General features: G+C 43.8%; 14 protein-coding genes and 1 pseudogene. 12 read left to right on the forward strand and 3 right to left on the reverse strand.

Annotated features, from left to right (window positions below; genetic code table 11):
• Positions 1 to 187 precede the first annotated feature (187 nt).
• Positions 188 to 538, reverse strand: coding sequence for a hypothetical protein (locus tag AC060N_RS03670; RefSeq protein ID WP_479525933.1), 351 nt, complete (start codon positions 536 to 538; stop codon positions 188 to 190).
• A 68-nt stretch (positions 539 to 606) separates the two neighbouring features.
• Here AC060N_RS03670 and AC060N_RS03675 point away from each other — a divergent pair, with 68 nt between their 5' ends.
• On the forward strand, positions 607 to 1,353 hold the full coding sequence (locus AC060N_RS03675; RefSeq protein ID WP_479525934.1) for a DUF6261 family protein: 747 nt from the start codon (positions 607 to 609) through the stop codon (positions 1,351 to 1,353).
• A gap of 406 nt (positions 1,354 to 1,759) precedes the next feature.
• On the opposite strand, the gene AC060N_RS03680 is transcribed toward AC060N_RS03675, so the two are convergent.
• Entirely contained in the window at positions 1,760 to 4,225 is a 2,466-nt protein-coding gene (locus AC060N_RS03680) for a DUF5686 and carboxypeptidase-like regulatory domain-containing protein (RefSeq protein WP_479525935.1), read from the reverse strand.
• 307 nt (positions 4,226 to 4,532) lie between these two features.
• Between AC060N_RS03680 and AC060N_RS03685 the strand changes: the two genes are divergently transcribed.
• From AC060N_RS03685 to AC060N_RS03735, 11 genes and pseudogenes are all read left to right on the forward strand, one after another.
• A complete protein-coding gene (locus AC060N_RS03685) occupies positions 4,533 to 4,748 on the forward strand; it encodes a hypothetical protein (protein ID WP_479525936.1) in 216 nt (71 codons plus the stop codon).
• 29 nt (positions 4,749 to 4,777) lie between these two features.
• A complete protein-coding gene (locus AC060N_RS03690) occupies positions 4,778 to 5,248 on the forward strand; it encodes an HAD family hydrolase (RefSeq protein WP_479525937.1) in 471 nt (156 codons plus the stop codon).
• 178 nt (positions 5,249 to 5,426) lie between these two features.
• Positions 5,427 to 7,232, forward strand: coding sequence for an AMP-dependent synthetase/ligase (locus AC060N_RS03695; protein WP_479525938.1), 1,806 nt, complete (start codon positions 5,427 to 5,429; stop codon positions 7,230 to 7,232).
• Between the two features lie 192 nt (positions 7,233 to 7,424).
• Positions 7,425 to 9,032, forward strand: a complete 1,608-nt coding sequence (locus tag AC060N_RS03700; RefSeq protein ID WP_479525939.1) for a S41 family peptidase — start codon at positions 7,425 to 7,427, stop codon at positions 9,030 to 9,032.
• Between the two features lie 64 nt (positions 9,033 to 9,096).
• Positions 9,097 to 9,696, forward strand: a complete 600-nt coding sequence (pnuC, locus tag AC060N_RS03705) for a nicotinamide riboside transporter PnuC (protein ID WP_479525940.1) — start codon at positions 9,097 to 9,099, stop codon at positions 9,694 to 9,696.
• A 3-nt stretch (positions 9,697 to 9,699) separates the two neighbouring features.
• The gene (locus AC060N_RS03710; RefSeq protein ID WP_479525941.1) at positions 9,700 to 10,227 is read left to right on the forward strand and encodes an AAA family ATPase; all 528 of its coding nucleotides are present in this window, start codon (positions 9,700 to 9,702) and stop codon (positions 10,225 to 10,227) included.
• A gap of 193 nt (positions 10,228 to 10,420) precedes the next feature.
• Positions 10,421 to 11,359 (forward strand): cysteine synthase A, encoded by a 939-nt coding sequence (gene cysK / locus AC060N_RS03715; protein ID WP_479525942.1) that lies wholly within the window; start codon positions 10,421 to 10,423, stop codon positions 11,357 to 11,359.
• Positions 11,346 to 12,284 (forward strand): serine O-acetyltransferase, encoded by a 939-nt coding sequence (locus AC060N_RS03720; RefSeq protein ID WP_153637770.1) that lies wholly within the window; start codon positions 11,346 to 11,348, stop codon positions 12,282 to 12,284. The genes cysK and AC060N_RS03720 overlap by 14 nt, the downstream gene beginning before the upstream one ends.
• A gap of 70 nt (positions 12,285 to 12,354) precedes the next feature.
• Positions 12,355 to 13,503, forward strand: coding sequence for a THUMP domain-containing class I SAM-dependent RNA methyltransferase (locus AC060N_RS03725; RefSeq protein ID WP_479525943.1), 1,149 nt, complete (start codon positions 12,355 to 12,357; stop codon positions 13,501 to 13,503).
• Between the two features lie 1,686 nt (positions 13,504 to 15,189).
• Positions 15,190 to 15,996, forward strand: a pseudogene (locus tag AC060N_RS03730) (tetratricopeptide repeat protein); the annotation flags it as partial.
• A 129-nt stretch (positions 15,997 to 16,125) separates the two neighbouring features.
• Entirely contained in the window at positions 16,126 to 18,075 is a 1,950-nt protein-coding gene (locus AC060N_RS03735; protein WP_479526986.1) for a CHAT domain-containing protein, read from the forward strand.
• 32 nt (positions 18,076 to 18,107) lie between these two features.
• Here the strand turns inward: AC060N_RS03735 and AC060N_RS03740 are convergent, their stop codons facing one another.
• Positions 18,108 to 20,249 (reverse strand): S9 family peptidase, encoded by a 2,142-nt coding sequence (locus AC060N_RS03740; RefSeq protein WP_479525944.1) that lies wholly within the window; start codon positions 20,247 to 20,249, stop codon positions 18,108 to 18,110.
• Between the last annotated feature and the right edge of the window lie 223 nt (positions 20,250 to 20,472).

Here is a 20,472-nt window from a genome sequence, read left to right on the forward strand (position 1 = left end):
CCAGATCCGTGCATTCATCAAAAAATCGGGTGCGTTCATCAAAAAAATCGGGTGAATAAAAATTTTCAAATTATATTCAGTATACGGTTTTCAGACGGACAGATTTTTTAGCCGGATGACCATTTGTGAAGAGATGTGGGAGAGATGAACCGTACCAGCGTTCATTTACAGACAACTTTTCCAAAGTTCAAAACTTTGGAAAAGCTGATCCACGCTGAATCGGCCCTTTCAGAATAAAAATCGCTAAAAAGTCAGCCATTACAGGGCATTCAGTAATCTGATTTTGTTTCCGGCACTGCGTCGGGGCCCATCTGCCACTCGCAGAAGCTTCCCGATTCGCATCGGCAGCCATCTGCGGTTCGCAGCTCATTCCCGCATCGGAGAAAAGACCATCGGCAGCTCGCAGAAACCTCTCGCCGGTTGTCGGGAACAATCTTCCGTTCGCAGAAGCTCCCCGCATCGTGTCGGCGCCTATCTGCCGTCTGCAGAAGCGTCCCTGTTCGTATCGCGAACCATCTGCCACCGGAAGAAATGCCATTTTCGAGCGAATGAAATATCAACTATTTCAAACCATCTATAATCAATTACTAATCTAAACGCAAATTTATGGAAGTACACGAATTTGTAACGTTGCATGTTAGCGGCATGAGGATTAACGACCTCTTTTCGCTCAACAAATCAACCATCGATTACGCCAGGCCCGTTGTCGAACTATTGGGTGGCATCCCGGCAGCCGTACTGGCCCAACTCGAGAGCGATAACCAGGCGATGGGCGCACAAATGAACAAGTCGGGTCAAAACCAGAAAAGCCGTTCGCTGGCAGAGCTGGACACTGACCGTGACGACCGGTTCGCCGAAATCAAACGGAATATCACTACCGACCTGAAGGGAAGGGACGCGGTGAAGAAGGCGGCTGCCGAAAATCTGAAGCAATTCTTTAAGCCTTACTGGAACGTGGAAAAACGGGCGATGAACACCGAAACGGGGATATTTTCGGAAATGCTGCAGAAATACAAGGATAATGAAGGCCTCAAAGTCGATGCAGCTACCATTGGCATAGCGGACATGCTGACCGGCCTGGAAACGGCAAATGTTGAGTTCAACACCCTCTACCAGGCCCGCAACAGCGAGGAAGCCAGTGAAGAACCTTCGGCCAGCAGTTTTAAGCGAGCAGCCATCCAGCGCTACAACCATTTTTGCACGGCTATGGAGCTGCAGGTGAATTATGCGCCGGCCGAAGCCGTTGTCACTTTGTTTGGAAAGATGAACGAACTGCGTAAAACTTACGCAGCATTAAACGGCCGAAGAACGAAAGAAGAAGAGACCACCGAAGAAGCAACCGGGACAGAATGAGGAATGAATTCCGTTGATTGCGGGGATTGAAAAGGGACAAAAGGATGTCATCCCTCCGAGGGATGACATCCTTCAATCATTACGCTAAACTGAAACCAGCGAGGAAAGATCTTAGGATATTCTTTTTCCGGCAACGCCGGATAGATATTCTTCACTCCCCCAACAAATTGGGGGTAGGGAGATCCACTCTTTCAATCAACCCCGGATTGGGTTGAATATTTTATTTTTTAGAGATTAGTCAATGGCTTTCATTTGACACCCGTTGAAATTTATGTGCTCAGATATTCAACTCCTGGCGGAGTTGTTTTTCTTATGGGTGAGTCCATCCTCCGGTTTCACTGGAGGTGATGAATATGTATCCCTGACGGGATGTGTTATGCCAACCACAGAATCTGAAACCATCCTTCTACAACGAGAACTGCAGCGAGAAGAATATCCCCAGGTTCGTCACATCCGGGTTGTGGTAATTCAACCGCCAAACGGCATCCACGCGCAGGAGTTTTAAGATATTCTCAATCCCGACAGATGTTTCCATGTACGGTTTTTTACCCAGACCGGTCATGCCGGGGAGTAGCTGCATTTCGTTTTGGGTGTCACTGTTGAGACGACCTTCCAGCATTTTTAATCCGGCTACTGTACGCCACTTTAACTTCCGCATCAGCGGAATTTTATTCAGGAAGAATCCGTTAAAATGCTGCTCCAGCGACAAACTGGCCCACTGGTCGCTGGCAAACTCCTGGTAGTTCATAAGGTTGTAGGCATAAATGTCGTACGCGTACGTTTCGTTTCCTTCATGAATTTTCAGCAAAGGGAAAGGTACGGTTCCCCATGTTTTCCCGGCACGCAGAAGGTAAGTGGTGTACCCGAACGGACTGATGGGAAGCTTATCGTACATATCGAAATAAGCTTTGTAATAGTTGTAATTGCCGCCTAATTCTTTCCGGCCAACGGTCAGATTCAGGTTGAAAATCGGATTTTTCGTATCGAGATAAATCTTCTCAAAATCATCCTGCATGTAATGCTGGCCCGGCGCATATCGCGTTTTCAGCGTAAGCTCTCCGTATTCGATATGGTCAATGGTGTTTCCGTTCGGAGCAATAAACGGAACATACGGCCCCGTGTACATCTTGTTGTAGCTGTATTGCAGCTGGTTTTTCCAGCCGCCAAGCCACTCTTTGGTTACCCTGAAATTGAATTGGTTCATCATGTTTAGCTGCGTGGTAGGCGTTTTGCTCAACAGCGAGGTCATGATGTTGTCCTCCATAAACGCGTTGCTGCTTTTTCCCAACAACTGGTAGTCGTGCTCATACTGGGCATTCAGCGAAAGCTCTGGATCTTTTTTGAAGAAATATTCAGCGCCGCCGCCGTATTTAAAATCTTTATCTTTCAGACCGTAAGCTCCGAAACCGTTGAAACGCCAGTTCTTGCTGAAATCGATGGTGGTTCGTCCCCCTAACCGGAAGCGCTGGCCTTCCACCTGGTTGTAGCTGTACATATAATAGTACGGGCCGAGTTCCACGGTACCCAAATCTTTGTACCCGTAGTAAAACATGTGAATGTAGTCGGCAACGGTTTTAAACAGCGGCACATTTTTAATGGAGTCAACCATCGAATAGATTTGCGATTCGCTTTTGCTGAGTTTCTCGGGGCGGTTATCAGTCCAGAAAGTCGAATCTTTCTCCAGTGCATCGCTGGCCACGCTGATTTCCCGTTTCATTTTTTTCAAATCCTGCGGCGGTGGGGTAAACTGCAACGAATCGTACAGAGTGGTTTTGCGCCCCATGATGCCAATCATTTTGGCCTCCTTATTCTTCTGCAGGTTGATATCGGCAAAAATCATATCCTTCCGGGGAAGCCACCGGCCGTCGCTGTAGCGGAAATCCTTATCAATATCCAGCGTGTTCACGAAGTTGATGTTCGCTTTTTTCGATAGTTTCCAGGCCACTTTGGTAATGGCATAGGTCGAATCGGCTACCCAGAATTTTCCCGTAAAGGTCGGACTCTGAATCTGCTTGGGCTTGAACGATACTTCATACACTTTGTGCCCCTGTACCTCGGTACTGTCGAGCAGGTAATACTCGTAAAACAGCAAGCCGTGATTATTGAGAGGCGATACCAACCCGATGTCAGACACATGCAGGTAGTTGGCATAAATGTCGAAGTCCTGGTACATCTTGCCGGTGAATTCGGTAATCATGCTGGTCGTCATTCCCGAAGCCTTGGTAGCAATCACTCGTTCGTGGTCGGCGTTATCACGCTGGTGATAATAGTCCGAAAAGGTCTCGGTCATAAACACCGGCAGGTACGTTTTGCCATCCGATTTCAGGGTGTCGATGTGGGCGAATACAAAGGCAAACTGATCCCAAAGCTTGGAGTCTTTCTTTGGCTTCTTCACATTCTTCAGGTCGATTTCCATCTTGGTGTACACCTTGCACTGGTAATCGGGAAATTTCTTCGGGTCGTTAATATCCTTCCGGGTGATAATTTTTCGCAACAATGGATGTGCTGGGTTTTCCGGAGGTTTGACGTCTACCTGATCGATGTTGTAGGTTTCGCTCACCAGCTGAATGTTGACGACCTGGCTGCCCGGCTTAAGGTTGATCTCCTGCATTTTGTAGCCCACAGCCGATACCTGTATCACCGAAAGGGAAAGTTTGGACGAAAGCCGGTAATGCCCGGTGGTGTCCGAGATGGCGCCTATGGTGGTGCCTTTAAACACGATGTTGGCGTACGGTACCGGTTCGTTGGTGCCGGCATCGGTAATGGTTCCGCTCACAACGGTGGTTTGCGCCTGAATAGTTCCGGTGAGGAATAATAGGAGCAGGAGGATTGACAGCCTGCTGTATATTGCTTTTTTGTCGCGTATCGTCACGATTTACAATCTCTTGTGTAAAATCCGGTTACCCGGAATCTATAAAACGATGATTTGAATGTTAACGTCCTGGTTGCTTCATTCTACCCGAATCGTTATCCAGATAATCCGCATTAAAACGCATCTGTGGTAGAAGAAGTTTATCCTAGACGCAATTTGCGGATACTTTTCGGTTGGATTGCTCTTTTTAGCGGTAATTTTACGTTAAGTTTAATACGCTTTTGTCAGAACGAAACAGCTGTGAGATTTGTTATTTCTGAAGTTGCTACCCCTCCCTGAGTGATGATTTCTTCTTAAACTCTGGAAAATGTGGAATCAGTTCATCAGATTTTTTCTGCTGTTTGGCGTGTCCTTCGGAGTAATCGCCGGCATTATAGCGTATCTGATCACGTACAGTGAGTTGGTGAAGCACTTTGCCGAAAAAGATTATCCCCGAAAACTGGCTTTCCGAGCAGCATTGGCTGCCCTGGCTTTCTTCTTTCTCATTGGAGTTATTTTGGGCTACTTTGTTATGACGCGATGAGGATACTTATTGGATGAAAATAAATTTTTATGATAACGATTGATATTCCCGGAAACCGGAAAATGCGGGTAAAATATTTGGTGCTCGATTACAATGGCACCCTGGCGATTGATGGAAAACTGATGGCGGGCCTCGAACCGTTGTTGAAGCTATTGAGTGACCAACTCGAAATTTACGTGCTGACAGCCGATACGTTCGGAACTGTTGAGAAGGAACTGGCTGGTATCAATTGCCAGGTTTCAGTTATTAAACCCGAAGAGCAGGATAAGCAGAAGGAGCAATTTGTGACGAGCTTGGGAAAAGAAAATGTGGTGGCCATAGGGAATGGCCTGAACGATGCGCTGATGCTGACGAGTGCCGAATTGGGGATTGTTTTGCTGCAGGCCGAAGGAGCTGCGGTAAAGACACTGCTGAGCGCGGATGTAGTTTGCCGGCACATTACTGATGCGCTGGAATTGTTGACCAACCCGCTTCGGTTGAAAGCGACGTTGCGGAATTAGTCGGTTGTATTTTGTCTGATTAAAAAGCAAGTAGCTGATAGTTTGCCAGTGCGAATAGTTGTTAATGAAAATGTTTTGGCATTCTTTTGACGCTCAATACCTCTCACTTTTTCGTTTTATATTCCTGAAAGGATATATGCCTGATAAAAACTATTTTTGGGGTTGAAATTTGAAAACCATGCAAGACTTAACAAGACTTTTTGATATCCTCGATCTTTACCGGGGAGAGTACAGCCGGAAGGAAGTGGCTTTCGCCCGGAAAGAGAATGGAAAATGGCAGCCCTGGTCGGCCGCCGACTACGTGCGTCGCTCGGATGCTGTTGCCTGTGCACTGCTTAACCTGGGGTTGGAGAAAGGCGATAAGGTTGCTACGATTTCCGGTAACCGACCGGAGTGGAACGTGCTCGATATGGGAGCAGCGCAGGCTGGAATCGTCCATGTCCCGGTTTATCCAACGCTCAGCCTCGACGAACAAAAATATATTCTCCGCCATGCCGGTGTGAAGTACCTGTTTGTCGGCGACCGAAGCATCCAGTCGAAACTCGATGAATTGCAGTCGGCTACTCCTTCACTGGAAGGAACCTATTCCTTTAACGAAGTTGAAAATGCCCGTTCGTGGAATGGATTTGTGGCTAAAGGCGAAGAGCTGCTTCCGGAGATGAAAGAAAAGGTAGAGGAGATAAAAAGCAGCATCGATGAAAATGATTTACTGACGTTGATTTATACTTCCGGAACAACCGGAACGCCCAAAGGAGTAATGCTTTCGCACAAAAATCTGATGAGTAACTCCAAGGCGACAGCTTACAAGTTGGGGCATGGACCGCGTGCCATGGGACAGTCTCATGTAGCGCTTTCGTTTTTGCCGCTTTGCCATGTGTACGAGCGCATGATGAACTATAATTTCCAAATCAACGGTTTGTCGGTATACTACGCCGAAAGTTTGGCAACGATTGCCCGCGATATCAAAGAAATTCGTCCGCATGTCTTTAACACGGTTCCGCGTCTGCTGGAGAAAGTACACGAACGTGTGATGGAAGTGGGTAAGGATTTGACTGGCGTGAAGAAGTGGATTTTCGACGAAGCGATAAAATTCACCCGAAAATTCTATGTCGGCATCAAATTCAATCCGATTGATCAATTAAAATTTAATTTCTTCGATAAGGTTATCTACTCCAAATGGCGTGAGGCTTTGGGCGGACGCATCAACTATATGGTGTCGGGCGGTTCAGCATTGCAAATCAACCTGCACCAGTTTTTCTGGATGGCCAACATGCGTGTGTACGAAGGTTATGGTCTGACTGAAACTTCGCCGGTGATTTTTGTGAACGACCCGATGGACGATTCGCGTGTCAAGTTGGGAACGGTTGGTCCGGCACTGGATAACGGAACGGAAACAAAAATAGCGGAAGATGGCGAAATCCTGGCTAAGGGGCCCGGATTGATGATGGGATATTACAAGGAAGAAGAGATGACCCGCGAAGTGATTGATGAAGATGGTTGGTTCCATACCGGCGATATTGGTGTGCTCGACGAAGGTAAATTCCTGCGTATCACCGACCGGAAGAAGGAGATCTTCAAACTGAAATCGGGTAAATATGTGGCTCCGCAAGCCGTCGAAAATATCCTGAAAGGCTCGCATTTCATCGAGCAGGTGATGGTGGTTGGTGAAAACCAGAAATTTGCCAGTGCGATTATTGTTCCTGCTTTCGAGGCATTGGAAAAGTTTGCCGCTGAGAAAAAACTGGAATTAGCCAATCGGCAGGAGATGATTCAGCATCCCGAAATTGATGCGCTGTTGCGGAAAGAAGTTCGTCAGGCGAATAAAAAACTGGGAAACAACGAGCAGGTTAAACGCTTCAAGTTGGTGGCTGATACCTGGTCGCAGGGGACGGGCGAACTCTCGCAGACGTTGAAATTGAAGCGCAAGGTGTTGCATCAAAAATACGATGCGCTTATCCGGGAGATTTTTTCGATTGAAGATTAAAACTTTACTAATCCGAAAACAGTTTATTAACCAATAGCATGTTGGTGAGAAATATCCTCGCCAAAAGGTTATTTAATGTTAACTGGAAAGCCTGTTTGAAAGAATCAGGTTATTTTCGGGGGAAATTGTGTTATTTTTGTGAAAACCGATGGCTGTCAGATTAAGTTGTAGCCCGTTGAAAATTTGATGACTATGAGATATTTGAAATTATCCCTAATACTTTTTGTGTTCACGGCTCTGCTGGTTCCTTCTCCGGTGCAGGCGCAGGAAAACGATGTGCAGTCGCAGGCCATTAAATTTGGGCGGGTACTTCGTCTGATTCAGACATTTTATGTTGATACAACCAACCTGAAATCGCTCACCGAAGATGCCATCAGGAAAGTGCTTTCCGATTTGGACCCACACTCGGTTTACATTTCTGCAAAAGAGGTGGAGGAGATGAACGAGCCGTTGCAGGGAAATTTCGAAGGGATTGGCATTTCATTCAATATTCACCAGGATACCCTGATGGTGTTAACAACGATTCCGGGAGGGCCTTCGGAAAAAGTTGGCCTTCGTCCCGGTGACCGCATTGTAACGGTCGATGGTAAGAATATTGCCGGCATCGGGTTGACGAATCAGAATGTATTCGATATGCTTCGCGGTGACAAGGGGACGAAAGTGAATCTTCAGATAAAGAGAAAAGGAGAGAAAAATCTGTTGGATTTCACCATTGTTCGCGACAAAATTCCGATTCACAGTCTCGATGCAGCGTATATGCTGAATAAAAATATAGCTTACGTCAAGCTGAACCGTTTTGCAGCTACCACGCCTGACGAGTTTCTGGAGGCGATGGATAAGCTTCAAAATAAAAACAAAGTAGAAGGCTTGGTTCTTGATCTTCGTGGTAACGGAGGAGGTTACCTTCGCGCGGCTATTGATTTGGCCGACCAGTTCCTGCCCAATCACCGGTTGGTTGTTTATACAAAAGGAATCCATTCACCTAAGCGGGAATATTTTGCTACCGGAAGTGGCGATTTTGAAAATGGCAAGGTGGTTATCCTGGTTGACGAAGGTTCGGCTTCGGCCAGTGAGATTGTCACAGGTGCTATTCAGGATTGGGACCGTGGCGTGGTGATTGGTCGCCGGACATTTGGAAAAGGATTGGTTCAGCAGCCTTTCATGCTGAGCGATGGTTCGATGATTCGTCTGACAACAGCTCACTATTATACGCCTTCCGGCAGAAATATTCAGAAACCTTATTCGAAAGGAATTAAGGAATACCGGAACGATTATCTGGAACGGTTCGAGCATGGTGAATTCTTCAGTCGCGACAGCATCAATTTGCCCGATTCACTACTGACGCATACCTTGGTTACCAAGCGGAAAGTGTACGGCGGAGGTGGTATTATGCCGGATATTTTCATCCCGATGGATACCTCTGTGAACTATCGCTATTACAACGAGCTGGTTCGCAAGAATGTATTGTTCCCGTTTGTGGTAGGATACATGGACAAAAATCGCGGAGAACTGCTGAAACACTACAAAACGTTCGAGGCATTTAATAAGGATTACTTGGTAAGCGATGCGATGTATCAGAAGCTGGAGGCGAAAGGAGATGAGGACGGAATTAAGCCGGAGAAAGAAAACCCGGAAGTTTCGGAAAATCTGCTGAAGCAACAGATCAAGGCGCTAATTGCCCGTGATTTGTATGACAATGGCACTTATTTCCAGATTATGAATGAGGATGATAAAGCCATAAAGAAAGCTGTTGAGGTGCTTTCTGACAGCAAATTATACGATAAATATCTCGGACGGTAAGTCGTCAGAGTGAGAAGACAATAACAGTCCGGCCATTTCAGCCGGACTTCTTTTATGTGCAGCAATGACTGAAATTTTATCCTGGTTACAGGAGCATTGGGTTGAGGTTAGCGGAACTATTTCCGGACTGGCTTATCTCTATTTTTCTATTCGACAAAGCATTTGGACCTGGCCACTGGGGTTGCTCTCTTCAGCACTCTACGTGTATGTTTTTTTCGTGTCTAAGTTTTACGCCGACATGGGGCTACAGTTTTACTACGTCATCATTAGTATTTACGGATGGTACGCGTGGCTTCACGGGAACGGCAATAGCAACAATCAGGGTGAGCTGAAGGTTTCCCGGACCTCATTTGTACTTTGGGTAAAACTGTTCATTGTCAACTTGCTGTTGTATGTCGGAATTGCATATATCCTGATCGATTTCACCGATTCTCCGGTTCCTTACTGGGATTCATTTACGACAGCCCTGAGCATTGTTGCTACCTGGATGTTGGCCCGTAAAAAAATTGAGCATTGGTTGCTTTGGGTGGTTATCGATGCTGTTTCGTTGGGATTGTATATTTACAAAGGTTTGTATGCCACAACCGTTTTATTCTTCGTTTATACCGTCATGGCCGTAGTTGGTTTTATTGAGTGGCGAAAAGATTTAGCAAACAACCGGTAATTTATGGCAGAGAAAATAAAACATATCGTCATAACAGGTCCTGAATCTACCGGAAAAACAGAGTTGGCCCGGGGATTGGCAGAGCATTTTCAAACAACCTGGGTTCCGGAGTATGCCCGGAGCTATGTGGAAAATCTGGGGCGTCCTTATACTCGCAAGGACGTCGAGACCATTGCCCGACATCAGCTTTTACAGGAAAAAGAATTTCAGGCGCAAGCCCAAAATGGATTCCTGTTTTTTGATACCTGGTTGATTATTACGAAAATTTGGTTTGAAGTGGTGTACGGTGAATGTCCGGACTGGGTAAAGGAGCACATCAGTCAATCCCAGATTGATCTGTTTTTGGTTTGCGATACCGATTTGCCTTGGATTCCGGATTCCGTTCGTGAAAATGGTGGGGAAAAGCGCGATGAACTAATGGAAATGTATTGCCGCGAAATAGAGTCTTTTGGATTTCCTTATGCAATTGTTTCAGGTAGCGGTAAGGCTCGTTTGAACAATGCCCTGAAGTTTATTCACGAAAAATTATGAAACCATAACCGGTCACTTTTGTTAGCATCACATACAAAATATCGGTAACTTTAAATAGGGGTAACATTTTTTGAGACTGACTTAACAGGTCTCACTTGTTTACCTTTTAGTTTTGCCTGTATCGTCAGATGGCGTTTTTCGGACATGTACTTCGTTGTCGAAACCCTCGCCGTTGGCGCTGAAAATAACCCACATGAAGATTGCACAAAACATTACGGAATTGATTGGCCAAACTCCTTTGGTCCGGTTAAACAAGTTGACAAAGGGCATAGAAGCCGAAGTTTTGGTGAAACTGGAGTTATTTAACCCCGGAGGCTCGGTAAAGGATCGGTTGGGACTGGCCCTAATTCAGGCAGCTGAGCGGGATGGCTTAATCAACGAAAATACAACCATCATTGAACCGACAAGCGGAAACACCGGTGTTGGATTGGCCATGGTTTGTGCATCGAAAGGTTATGCATTGAAGATTGTCATGCCTGAAACAGCAACGGTAGAACGCCGTATGATTATCGAGGCATATGGAGCAGAAGTTATCCTGACTCCCGGAAAGGAAGGGATGAAGGGTTCTATTGCCAAGGCCGAACAATTGCAAGCTGAAATCCCGGATAGTTTCATTCCCATGCAGTTTACCAATCCGGCCAATCCCGAGATGCACCGGAAAACGACTGCCTATGAAATATGGAACGATACTGACGGTACGGTGGATATTTTTATTGCAGGGGCCGGAACAGGAGGAACCATAACGGGAGTTTCGGAGGAACTGAAAAAACTGAACCCGGAAATCCGAACCATGGTTGTCGAACCGGAAGATTCCGCCATATTATCCGGAAAAGAGCCAGGAGGACATAAAATTCAGGGGATTGGCCCAGGATTTATTCCGGAAGTGTTGAATACCTCGAGTTACGATGAAGTCTGTTGCGTTTCGAATGACCACGCTTACGAAACAGCCAGAAGACTAAGTAAGGAAGAAGGAATTTTTTGTGGAATTTCATCGGGCGCGAATGTTTATGCAGCAATCGAAATTGCCAGGCGTCCGGAAAACAAGAACAAGCGAATTGTAACCATTATTTGCGATACAGGAGAACGATATTTAAGCACCCCATTATTCAGTAGTCATCATGAGAAAGATTAATCAGAAAGATATAGACAACCGTTTGACAAAAGCCATCAGGGAGTTGTCGGATCCCAAATCGTATGATTTGGTATGTCACGAACATCGCTTGGGAGAGCCCATGCCGTCGATTGATAAACTGGCAAAAATGGTCGATAAAATCAGACAGATCATTTTCCCGGGATATTTTGGCGACATCAACTTAAACCTCGGGACTATTGAGTATTATATCGGGGTGATGATTGATGAAGTATTTGAACTGATTTCGGAGCAAATTCTTGCCGGGTTATGTTTCTCATGTAGTAGTGACAGCGAACGTCCGGAGATGCTACAGTTGGAGAAAGACGCTTCGCAAATTGCTACCAAATTCATTGAAGGTTTGCCAGAGATCAGGCGGATTATGACCACTGATGTGAATGCTGCCTACTTGGGCGACCCGGCTGCTAACGGAATCGGAGAAGTTATTTTCTGTTATCCGGCCACCCGGGCTATTTCCAATTACCGCATCGCTCATCATTTGCTGAAACTGGGAGTACCGCTCATTCCGCGTATTATCACGGAGATGGCTCACTCTGAAACCGGGATCGATATTCATCCCCGCGCTGAGATTGGAGAATATTTCAGTATTGACCACGGAACAGGTGTCGTCATCGGTTCAACCAGTGTGATTGGTAAAAATGTGAAACTTTACCAGGGGGTTACGCTTGGCGCGAAAAGCTTTCCGCTTGACGAAAATGGCAATCCGATTAAGGGAATTCCTCGTCATCCGGTTGTGGAAGACAATGTGGTGGTTTATTCCAACGCGACTGTTCTCGGCCGAATTACCATTGGACACGATTCTGTAATTGGCGGTAACGTGTGGGTTACTAATAGTTTGCCTCCTCACTCCAAGGTTGTTCAGGTAAAAAGCCGACAAGCTGAATTTGTGGATGGGAGCGGAATTTAGGCTTGTGGTTTGATTTATCCGCGATTCGGTTAACTTTGCCGGGCAAATTAATGGATAAATGACTGCATTGATGGAAAAGTTTCAGATGGTTGCCAAAACGTTCGCCGGTTTAGAAGGCGTTTTGGCCAGTGAGCTCGAAATACTGGGGGCTGAAAATATTAACGAGGGAAGACGTGCCGTTACCTTCGAAGGCACAAAAGAAACTCTTTACAAAGCCAACTTCTGTCTGAGAACAGCGCTCCGTATTTTAAAACCCGTTGCAGAATTCCATGTGAACGATCGGGACGATTTGTACGCTGGTGCAAAAGAGATCGACTGGTCCCAATTTATCGAGCTTGGAAAAACCATCGCCGTCGATAGTGTTGTCAGCTCTGAGCTTTTTATCAACTCCATGTTTGTTTCTCTGAAGGTGAAAGATGCGATTGTCGATCAGTTCAGAGAAAAGACCCGCAAACGTCCTTCTGTCAATACAGAGGATCCGGATATTCGTATCAATGTTCATCTAACCGGAAATAAATGTACGGTTTCTCTTGACAGTTCGGGCGAATCGCTCCATAAGCGTGGTTACCGTGTGGCGCAAACAGAAGCGCCGATTAATGAAGTCTTGGGTGCCGGAATGATTTTGTTATCCGGATGGGATGGAAAAAAGAACTTCCTCGATCCGATGTGCGGCTCGGGAACACTTTTGATTGAAGCAGCTATGATTGCTTTAGGAATTCCTCCGGGGATGTATCGTAAATCGTTTAGTTTTGAGCGTTGGCTGGATTTCGATGAGGAGTTGTTCGAGGAAATCTACAATGCCGACTATGAAAAAGATTTTGATGGGCAAATCGTAGGTTCTGATATTTCTACCCGTAATGTGGCGATTGCACGTGCGAATATTAAAAATGCGGGATTGTCGAAATACATCGAAGTAGATACGATGGATTTTGCGCAGCTTCAACCGCCATTCGAAAATGGAATTATTGTTACCAATCCGCCTTACGGAGAACGCTTGAAGCCATTTTCATTGCGTGCGCTCTATCAGATGATAGGCGATAGCCTTAAAAATAATTTTCCGGGCTTTGAAGCCTGGATGATTTCCAGCTCGAAAGATGGCTTGAAAAGTGTTGGTTTACGCCCTGCAGAAAAGATGACGCTCTATAACGGTGCTTTAGAATGTAGCTACCGGTGTTATCAGCTTTACCAAGGCTCTAAAAAGTCTTCAAAAAGAGACTAGACTAACGTGTAATTTAATTTCTTCCAAGTTCTTCAAACTGCTTTGGACATTGAATTCTATTGCCAGGATATTACAAGAACTGTAAAGAACGCTTTGAAAATGATAAATACACTAGTTCAATGTATCCATCGCGGCAATACCATTAATATCTTTTCAATTTAATTACAGTTTAACTATTTCAGCTTATTGCAAAACTGTTCCAGCTGGGCTAATTGCAGTTCCATACTGTCCGCCCTTTACAGTTAGTAATTCTTCGCTGGAGAGAATTTCGAAGGTTGAGATAGATTTCATAACAGAGTGATTAATTGGTTAAACAACAACTTCTAGATAAAATTAAAATACTGTTCAAATCTGTTTATTGCAGAACTGTACCGGCTGGTGGGATAGCAATTCCATCCTGACCACCTTTCACGGTTGACAATTCTTCTACAGACAAAACTTCCAAATTGAGAGAATTCATAACAAATGCTTTTAATGGTTAAACATGTTCCTTATTTATTTCCTTGCACTTGTTAATACCGTAAAAGCGAAAAAGGTTACCCCCTAAATCAGGAAAAAAACAAATAAAAAAGCAACATCCCTGTATGTGACTTTTTTTTAGTGTGTTGTGGCTGGTCTTTTTTGGGCGAATAGATGACGTGTTTGTTATAATTCGCAGATCAAACCTCATAGATCTGGAAGGATATGCCAAATACTGTCCAGACTGCAGTTGACAACGCCATAGATTGGAAGTGTAGTTGTAGAGATAGAATAGACTTGTAGGAAATTACAGAATAAAAAAAATCCCATTTGATCAATGGAACTTAATAAGCATCAGAAGAATTTAGGGTTTGTGGGTTGGATTACAGCGAGTTAATTGGGTACTCTTTTTGGACTGCTCTCTGAGCAAATTTGAACTGAAAGACTTTATTTTCCATATACGAAATAATATAACGCTTATTGAGTAAATGTAGATTGACAATCTATTCAGAAACTTATTTAACGAGAGTCGAATGGTAATTATAAAATGCTAGAATAGGCACATAAGTTGAATGACTAAATCTGAAAAATCACTAATTCTGATATTGAATTCTGTTGCCAGGATATTACAAGAACTGTAAAGAACGCTTTGAAAATGATAAATACACTAGTTCAATGTATCCATCGAGGCAATACCATTAATATCTTTTCAGTTTAATTACAGTTTGGCTATTTCAGCTTATTGCAAAACTGTTCCAGCTGGGCTAATTGCAGTTCCATACTGTCCGCCCTTTACAGTTAGTAATTCTTCGCTGGAGAGAATTTCGAAGGTTGAGATAGATTTCATAACAGAGTGATTAATTGGTTAAACAACAACTTCTAGATAAAATTAAAATACTGTTCAAATCTGTTTATTGCAGAACTGTACCGGCTGGTGGGATAGCAATTCCATCCTGACCACCTTTCACGGTTGACAATTCTTCTACAGACAAAACTTCCAAATTGAGAGAATTCATAACAAATGCTTTTAATGGTTAAACATGTTCCTTATTTATTTCCTTGCACTTGTTAATACCGTAAAAGCGAAAAAGGTTACCCCCTAAATCAGGAAAATTTTAAATAGAAGTATTTGTTTTACTTCTAAGTTTCGAATAATCAATGTTGTAGGTGATGTGTGGTTTTCGATAATAAAAACTATTTTTGTGTATTACTTTAGTTTGAGGACTTATGAGGCTTTGTAGTTTGTATTGTCTTATCAGTAAAAGGCTCCTTCTATTTGGTGTTTTAATACTACTGATAAATCCTGCTTTGGGAGAAAATGATTCGTCGAGAGTCGAGAATCATTATCGCTTGGCAGTGAGGGCTTTTGGTGCGGCGAATTATGAAGATGCATTAAGGGAATTTCAAATGGCAATTAGTGACAGAGAGGAACAATTTGGAAGATCGTCGATAGAAGTTGCCAATGTATATTCTAATATAGGGATTATTCAGAAGCAAATCGGGCGTGACAAGGATGCTGTTGATAATTACTCTCGAGCCGAAAAAATATATCTAAAAGCAGGCAAAGCTGCGTTACCTAATCTTGCCACTCTTTATATTAATTTAGGCTTCTTATACATTCAAAATGGTGACTTTAACACTGCTTTGACCTATCTGGAAAACTCGAAAAATATTTTCGAAAAAGCTGGACAATTAGACACTCCTGCATACCAAACTTTATTAGTGAATTTGAGTACTGCTTATACGCAGCTTAAGCGATATGAGGATGCTTTTAGGATAGTTGATGAGCTTAAGCAGAAGAGCAGTAATGTATATTCACTTCTCAGCTATTATGAGTCTGCTGGATATATTAATACAAAAATGGAGAATTATACAGATGCTCTTCAAAATCTGTTCTCAGCATATAAGTATGGTCGAAAAAATATTGGTAAAAACTTTTATCATGAAGAAGTTATTTTGACAAATATTGGTTTATGTTATTTGAATCTTAGTGAGTATAATAATGCTCTACAATACTTCAGTCGCTCATTGAAATTGTCAAGGGAAAAGTTTGGAGATAAGGGGGGAGTGTCTTCAATTATTTTAAATAATATAGGTGTCGTCTATATCCGCAAGTCAGCAAAAGCAAGTGATCTGAGTCGGTTCTTGGTGGAAAAGAGAACTATGCTTTTGAAAGCCTTGGAGTATTTTCAAAAGGCTTTGATAGCGATATCTCCTGACTTTGATGAACAAGACTGGGCAGAAAATCCTAATACTCAGAATTCGTTCAGCAACAGCCAAATGTTGGAAATATTGAAACACAAGGCAGATGCATTGCGCCAGTTGGCTGATGTCGAGTCGAATTCGGGTGAGCAGGAGACGGCAATGAAGTATCTCAAGAATTCATTGAGTACATATGAGCAAGCTATAGAGGTAATTCACCTTTTAAGGAATGGGTATTTAAATCAGGATAGTAAATTGGCGCTGGCGGAGAATGAGCAGTCGACGTATTTTGAGACCGTGGACGTAGCCACCAAGCTTTATGAGAAGACGGGGGAACGGCATTACCTGGAACAGGCGTTCGAAGTTTCGGAAAGAGGCAAATCCGCGACATTTTTATCAGTATTGCGGGATTTGAAAGCGCAGAAATTTGGAGGAATCCCGGATTCGTTGCGTAACCAGGAAGAAACGCTGAAGAGTGAGATTGCTGCTTACAAGGCCTTTATTTTCAATGAGAATAACAAGGATAAGCCTGACTCTGCAAAGCTGGGGCGTTGGCAGTCGAAGGTTTATGAATTGGAGCAAAACTACTCGGACCTGATTCATCTGTTCGAACAGAATTACCCGAACTACTACAACCTGAAGTATTCGGATGATGTGGTGACTGTAGATAAGCTTCAGAATTACCTGAAACACCGTGATGCGTTGATTGAGTATGCAGTGAATGAGCCTGAAAAAGGGAAGCCGGGAGAGTTGATAACCTTTTTTGTCACCAGTCAGAAATGTGAGATAAAGCGACAAGTACTCAATGATGACTACAACAAAGACATTAATACCTTCCTCGGTTTTCTTCGAAATCCGGACGTATTAAATACGAACAGAAAAACGTATGGCGCTTATGTTCGTTCTGCCTACAGTTTGTACAAATTGTTAGTGCAGCCTTTCGCGTCTGAACTGCAGGGCTACCGGCTGATTTTTATCCCGGATAATAAATTGGCTTACCTTCCCTTTGACGGTATGATTAGTTCCATGCCGGATACTACACATATGGATTTCCGTAAATTGCATTACCTCATCAAGGATTTCCCGATTTCTTATTCATACTCAGCAACGTTATTGTACCAGTATTTTAAAAGCGATGCCACGGCACCTCATAATTTAATTGCTTTTGCACCGGACTATACCAAAGGAGCCACAGTGGATATTAATGCCATTCGTGATGGGGTAAGGGAAAACTTGTCGCCGCTACCCGGAGCTAAAGAGGAGGTAAAAGGAATAACGAAGTTGATTTCGGGTGATGTTTTTGATAATTCAAAAGCTACGGAGAGCAATTTCAAAAAAGATGCAGGCAACTATGATATTCTACACCTGGCGATGCACACGGTTTTGAACGACAGTCTGCCGATGTATTCCAAGCTGGTATTTTCACCGGAAAGCGACACGATAAATGATGGATGGCTGAATACTTATGAGGTGTACAATATGAAACTGAAGGCCCGGCTGGCGGTTCTGAGTGCCTGTAATACAGGTTCCGGAAAACTGAGAAAAGGTGAGGGGGTTGTCAGTTTGGCCCGCGGATTTTTGTATGCCGGCTGCCCCAGTATTGTGATGACATTATGGAATGTAGAGGATGTTTCGAGTGCCAAGTTGATGATAAACTTTTATAAGTACTTGTTGAAAGGTTACTCGAAAGATGAGGCGTTGCGCAAAGCGAAGCTCGATCATTTGGCCAATGCCGATCCGTTGAAAGCGCATCCTTATTATTGGTTGGGTTATGTCCTGGTTGGCGATCAAACACCACTATTCAGTACCAAAGTTCCCTATTTCATCGGATTAATCATTATTCTTTTGTTTGTGGTGATTGGAGAACGATTCTGGGTAGAGCGGAGAAGAAAAAGAAGAATGAAAAGATAAAAAAGCCCCGTTTGTAGCGGGGCTTTCTGTTGCTATAGATTTTGCAGGAAATAATCGCTAACCTTTCTCATCAAATGGACGCGGTCAATGCCATGGACATTGTGCTCTGACGTAGGATAAACAAAGAAATCGACCTGTTTTTGTTGTTTAATACACTCCCGCAGAAATTTCATGCTTTGTTGCATAACGACCGTTTGGTCTTCTGCTCCGTGAATCAACATCAGCTTCCCTTTCAATGAAGATACGTGGTTCAACATGTTGCATTCTTTGTATCCTTCAGGATTTTCCTGGGGAGTATCCATGTAGCGCTCTCCGTACATTACCTCATACATTTTCCAATCGACTACCGGACCACCGGCAACGCCAACTTTGAAAACTTCTGGATGGCGCAGCATCAGGTTCAGGGTCATAAATCCGCCGAAACTCCAGCCATGCACGCCAATTCTGTTTTTGTCGACATAGGGAAGTGATTCCAGGTAGTCGATGCCTTTCATTTGATCGGCAGTTTCATTAATTCCCAGGTGACGATGAATAATGTTTTCGAAGGCCGCTCCACGATTCTCCGAACCTCTGTTGTCGACGGTAAAAGCGATGTAACCCTTTTGTGCCATATAATATTGCCAGAACCGGGCGTTGTTGTGCCAGGTATTTCTGACGAGCTGCGCATGGGGGCCACCGTATACATATACAATGACAGGGTATTTTTTTGTTGAATCGAAATCAGCTGGTAAGATCATCCGGCAATAAAGGTCCGTTTTTCCATCAGCTGCTTTGATCGTGAAAATGGTATTCTTCCCAAATTTGAAATCTTTCAGCGTATTTGCAGCTGTTAAAAGATTACTGATGACTTTACCTTTGTTGGTAATCAGGTTGGTTACCCTTGGAACATTTTTACTTTGATACGTATCGAGCAGGTATTTTCCATCTTTGCTCAACAAGGCCTGATGTGTTCCGTCGGCCTTGTCCAGCCGGGTTATTTTCCCATTACTGATTTGAACTTTGTAAATATTTCGGTCAATCGGGCTCTCTTTGGTGGATACGAAATACATGTATTTTTCAGCCGGATCAAATCCCAGAATATCGGTTACTTCCCAGGGACCTTTGGTGATTTGTTTCAGCATCTTTCCAGTGGTGTCGTAGAGGTAAACGTGGAAAAAACCGTCCTTCCGAGACCAGCGGTAAAAGTGGTTGGGATTTGTTTTTGAGAAAACAATGGGGTGAAGCGGTTCAACATAGGTTTTGCTGGTTTCTTCATACAATGTTTTCACAAAATCGCCGGTTGTAGCGTCGTACTGGTTTAGCTTCATGTCATCCTGATCCCGGTTCAATTCAGCAATGTAAATATACTTTTCGGCAGGTCCCCAGGCAATGTTCGTCAGGTAGTGGTCCAGCGGTTTACCGGTTTTCAGGAACACGGTCTTCTGAGTCTTACAATTATATACACCGAGGGTTACATGGTGGCTTTTCATTCCCGCCATCGGGTATTTCACCGATTTTAACTCCGCTTCCCGGGTCATAAAATCAACAATGGGGTAATCGCGAACCATTGTTTCATCTTTGTGGTAGAAAGCCAGCAAATCGCCTTTCGGAGACCAGAAGGTGCCTTTCGTAATACCAAATTCACGACGGTGAACGTATTGGCCATTAACTATTCCGGAATTCTGGTCATCAGTGATGGCAGTCATTCCGTTTTCATCGGCCACCCACAGGTTATTATCTACCGTGAACGCCACCTTTTGTGCTTTCGCATTGAAGTCGGCGAATTTTCCCTCCGGCTTGATCGTAATTGTTTTGGTAATGCGTTGGGGGGTGAGCTGGTAAAGATTGAAATGATTACCATTTCTGAAAAGTATTTCGTTCTGATTTATCCAGCTGATTGCGGGGAAACGTTTCAGCGTATCCTGACTCGCAGCCCTTAAAGCATTGTTAATTTGGATTGTTGAGGTATATTCAACCTCTTTTCCTTTTATATTTTTTCCAATTAACTTATGTTTTTCAACATAAGAATATGTATCCTTACTATTCTTTACCCAGGCCAGTTGGTGAAGTCGTTCCGGATTGTATTGACCGTACCGACCAATAATGGCATCTTTCAGCGTCAATTGCCGGGTTTGCGCAAAGGCTGTGGCGCCTATAAACATAAAGGCCACAAGAAGTTTTAAAGTTTTCTGCATCAGAGATATGTTTTTATATGAAATATGATGAATAAAAAATTTTCATTTTGGCACATAAAAATAGAGAAAGTTCCGTTTTTACTTTGAGCTGACCCTGATTTGTCGGTTTGTAGATTGAATTTTTTTCTCTAAAATTGTTGTAAGCATGAAGTGAGAAAACTAAATCTTCCTATTTTTTGTCGTCTCTTTTGGCTTATTTTTCAAGGGAAACGAAAAAAAAATG

This window comes from Prolixibacter sp. DSM 2831 (assembly GCF_056493735.1).

Bases quoted from the DNA above. Each gene is read 5' to 3' on its own strand.
- AC060N_RS03670 (WP_479525933.1), bottom strand. From the start codon at position 538: ATGGCATTTCTTCCGGTGGCAGATGGTTCGCGATACGAACAGGGACGC.
- AC060N_RS03675 (WP_479525934.1), top strand. From the start codon at position 607: ATGGAAGTACACGAATTTGTAACGTTGCATGTTAGCGGCATGAGGATT.
- AC060N_RS03685 (WP_479525936.1), top strand. From the start codon at position 4,533: ATGTGGAATCAGTTCATCAGATTTTTTCTGCTGTTTGGCGTGTCCTTC.
- AC060N_RS03690 (WP_479525937.1), top strand. From the start codon at position 4,778: ATGATAACGATTGATATTCCCGGAAACCGGAAAATGCGGGTAAAATAT.
- AC060N_RS03695 (WP_479525938.1), top strand. From the start codon at position 5,427: ATGCAAGACTTAACAAGACTTTTTGATATCCTCGATCTTTACCGGGGA.
- AC060N_RS03700 (WP_479525939.1), top strand. From the start codon at position 7,425: ATGAGATATTTGAAATTATCCCTAATACTTTTTGTGTTCACGGCTCTG.
- pnuC (WP_479525940.1), top strand. From the start codon at position 9,097: ATGACTGAAATTTTATCCTGGTTACAGGAGCATTGGGTTGAGGTTAGC.
- AC060N_RS03710 (WP_479525941.1), top strand. From the start codon at position 9,700: ATGGCAGAGAAAATAAAACATATCGTCATAACAGGTCCTGAATCTACC.
- cysK (WP_479525942.1), top strand. From the start codon at position 10,421: ATGAAGATTGCACAAAACATTACGGAATTGATTGGCCAAACTCCTTTG.
- AC060N_RS03720 (WP_153637770.1), top strand. From the start codon at position 11,346: ATGAGAAAGATTAATCAGAAAGATATAGACAACCGTTTGACAAAAGCC.
- AC060N_RS03725 (WP_479525943.1), top strand. From the start codon at position 12,355: ATGGAAAAGTTTCAGATGGTTGCCAAAACGTTCGCCGGTTTAGAAGGC.
- AC060N_RS03735 (WP_479526986.1), top strand. From the start codon at position 16,126: ATGCTTTTGAAAGCCTTGGAGTATTTTCAAAAGGCTTTGATAGCGATA.
- AC060N_RS03740 (WP_479525944.1), bottom strand. From the start codon at position 20,249: ATGCAGAAAACTTTAAAACTTCTTGTGGCCTTTATGTTTATAGGCGCC.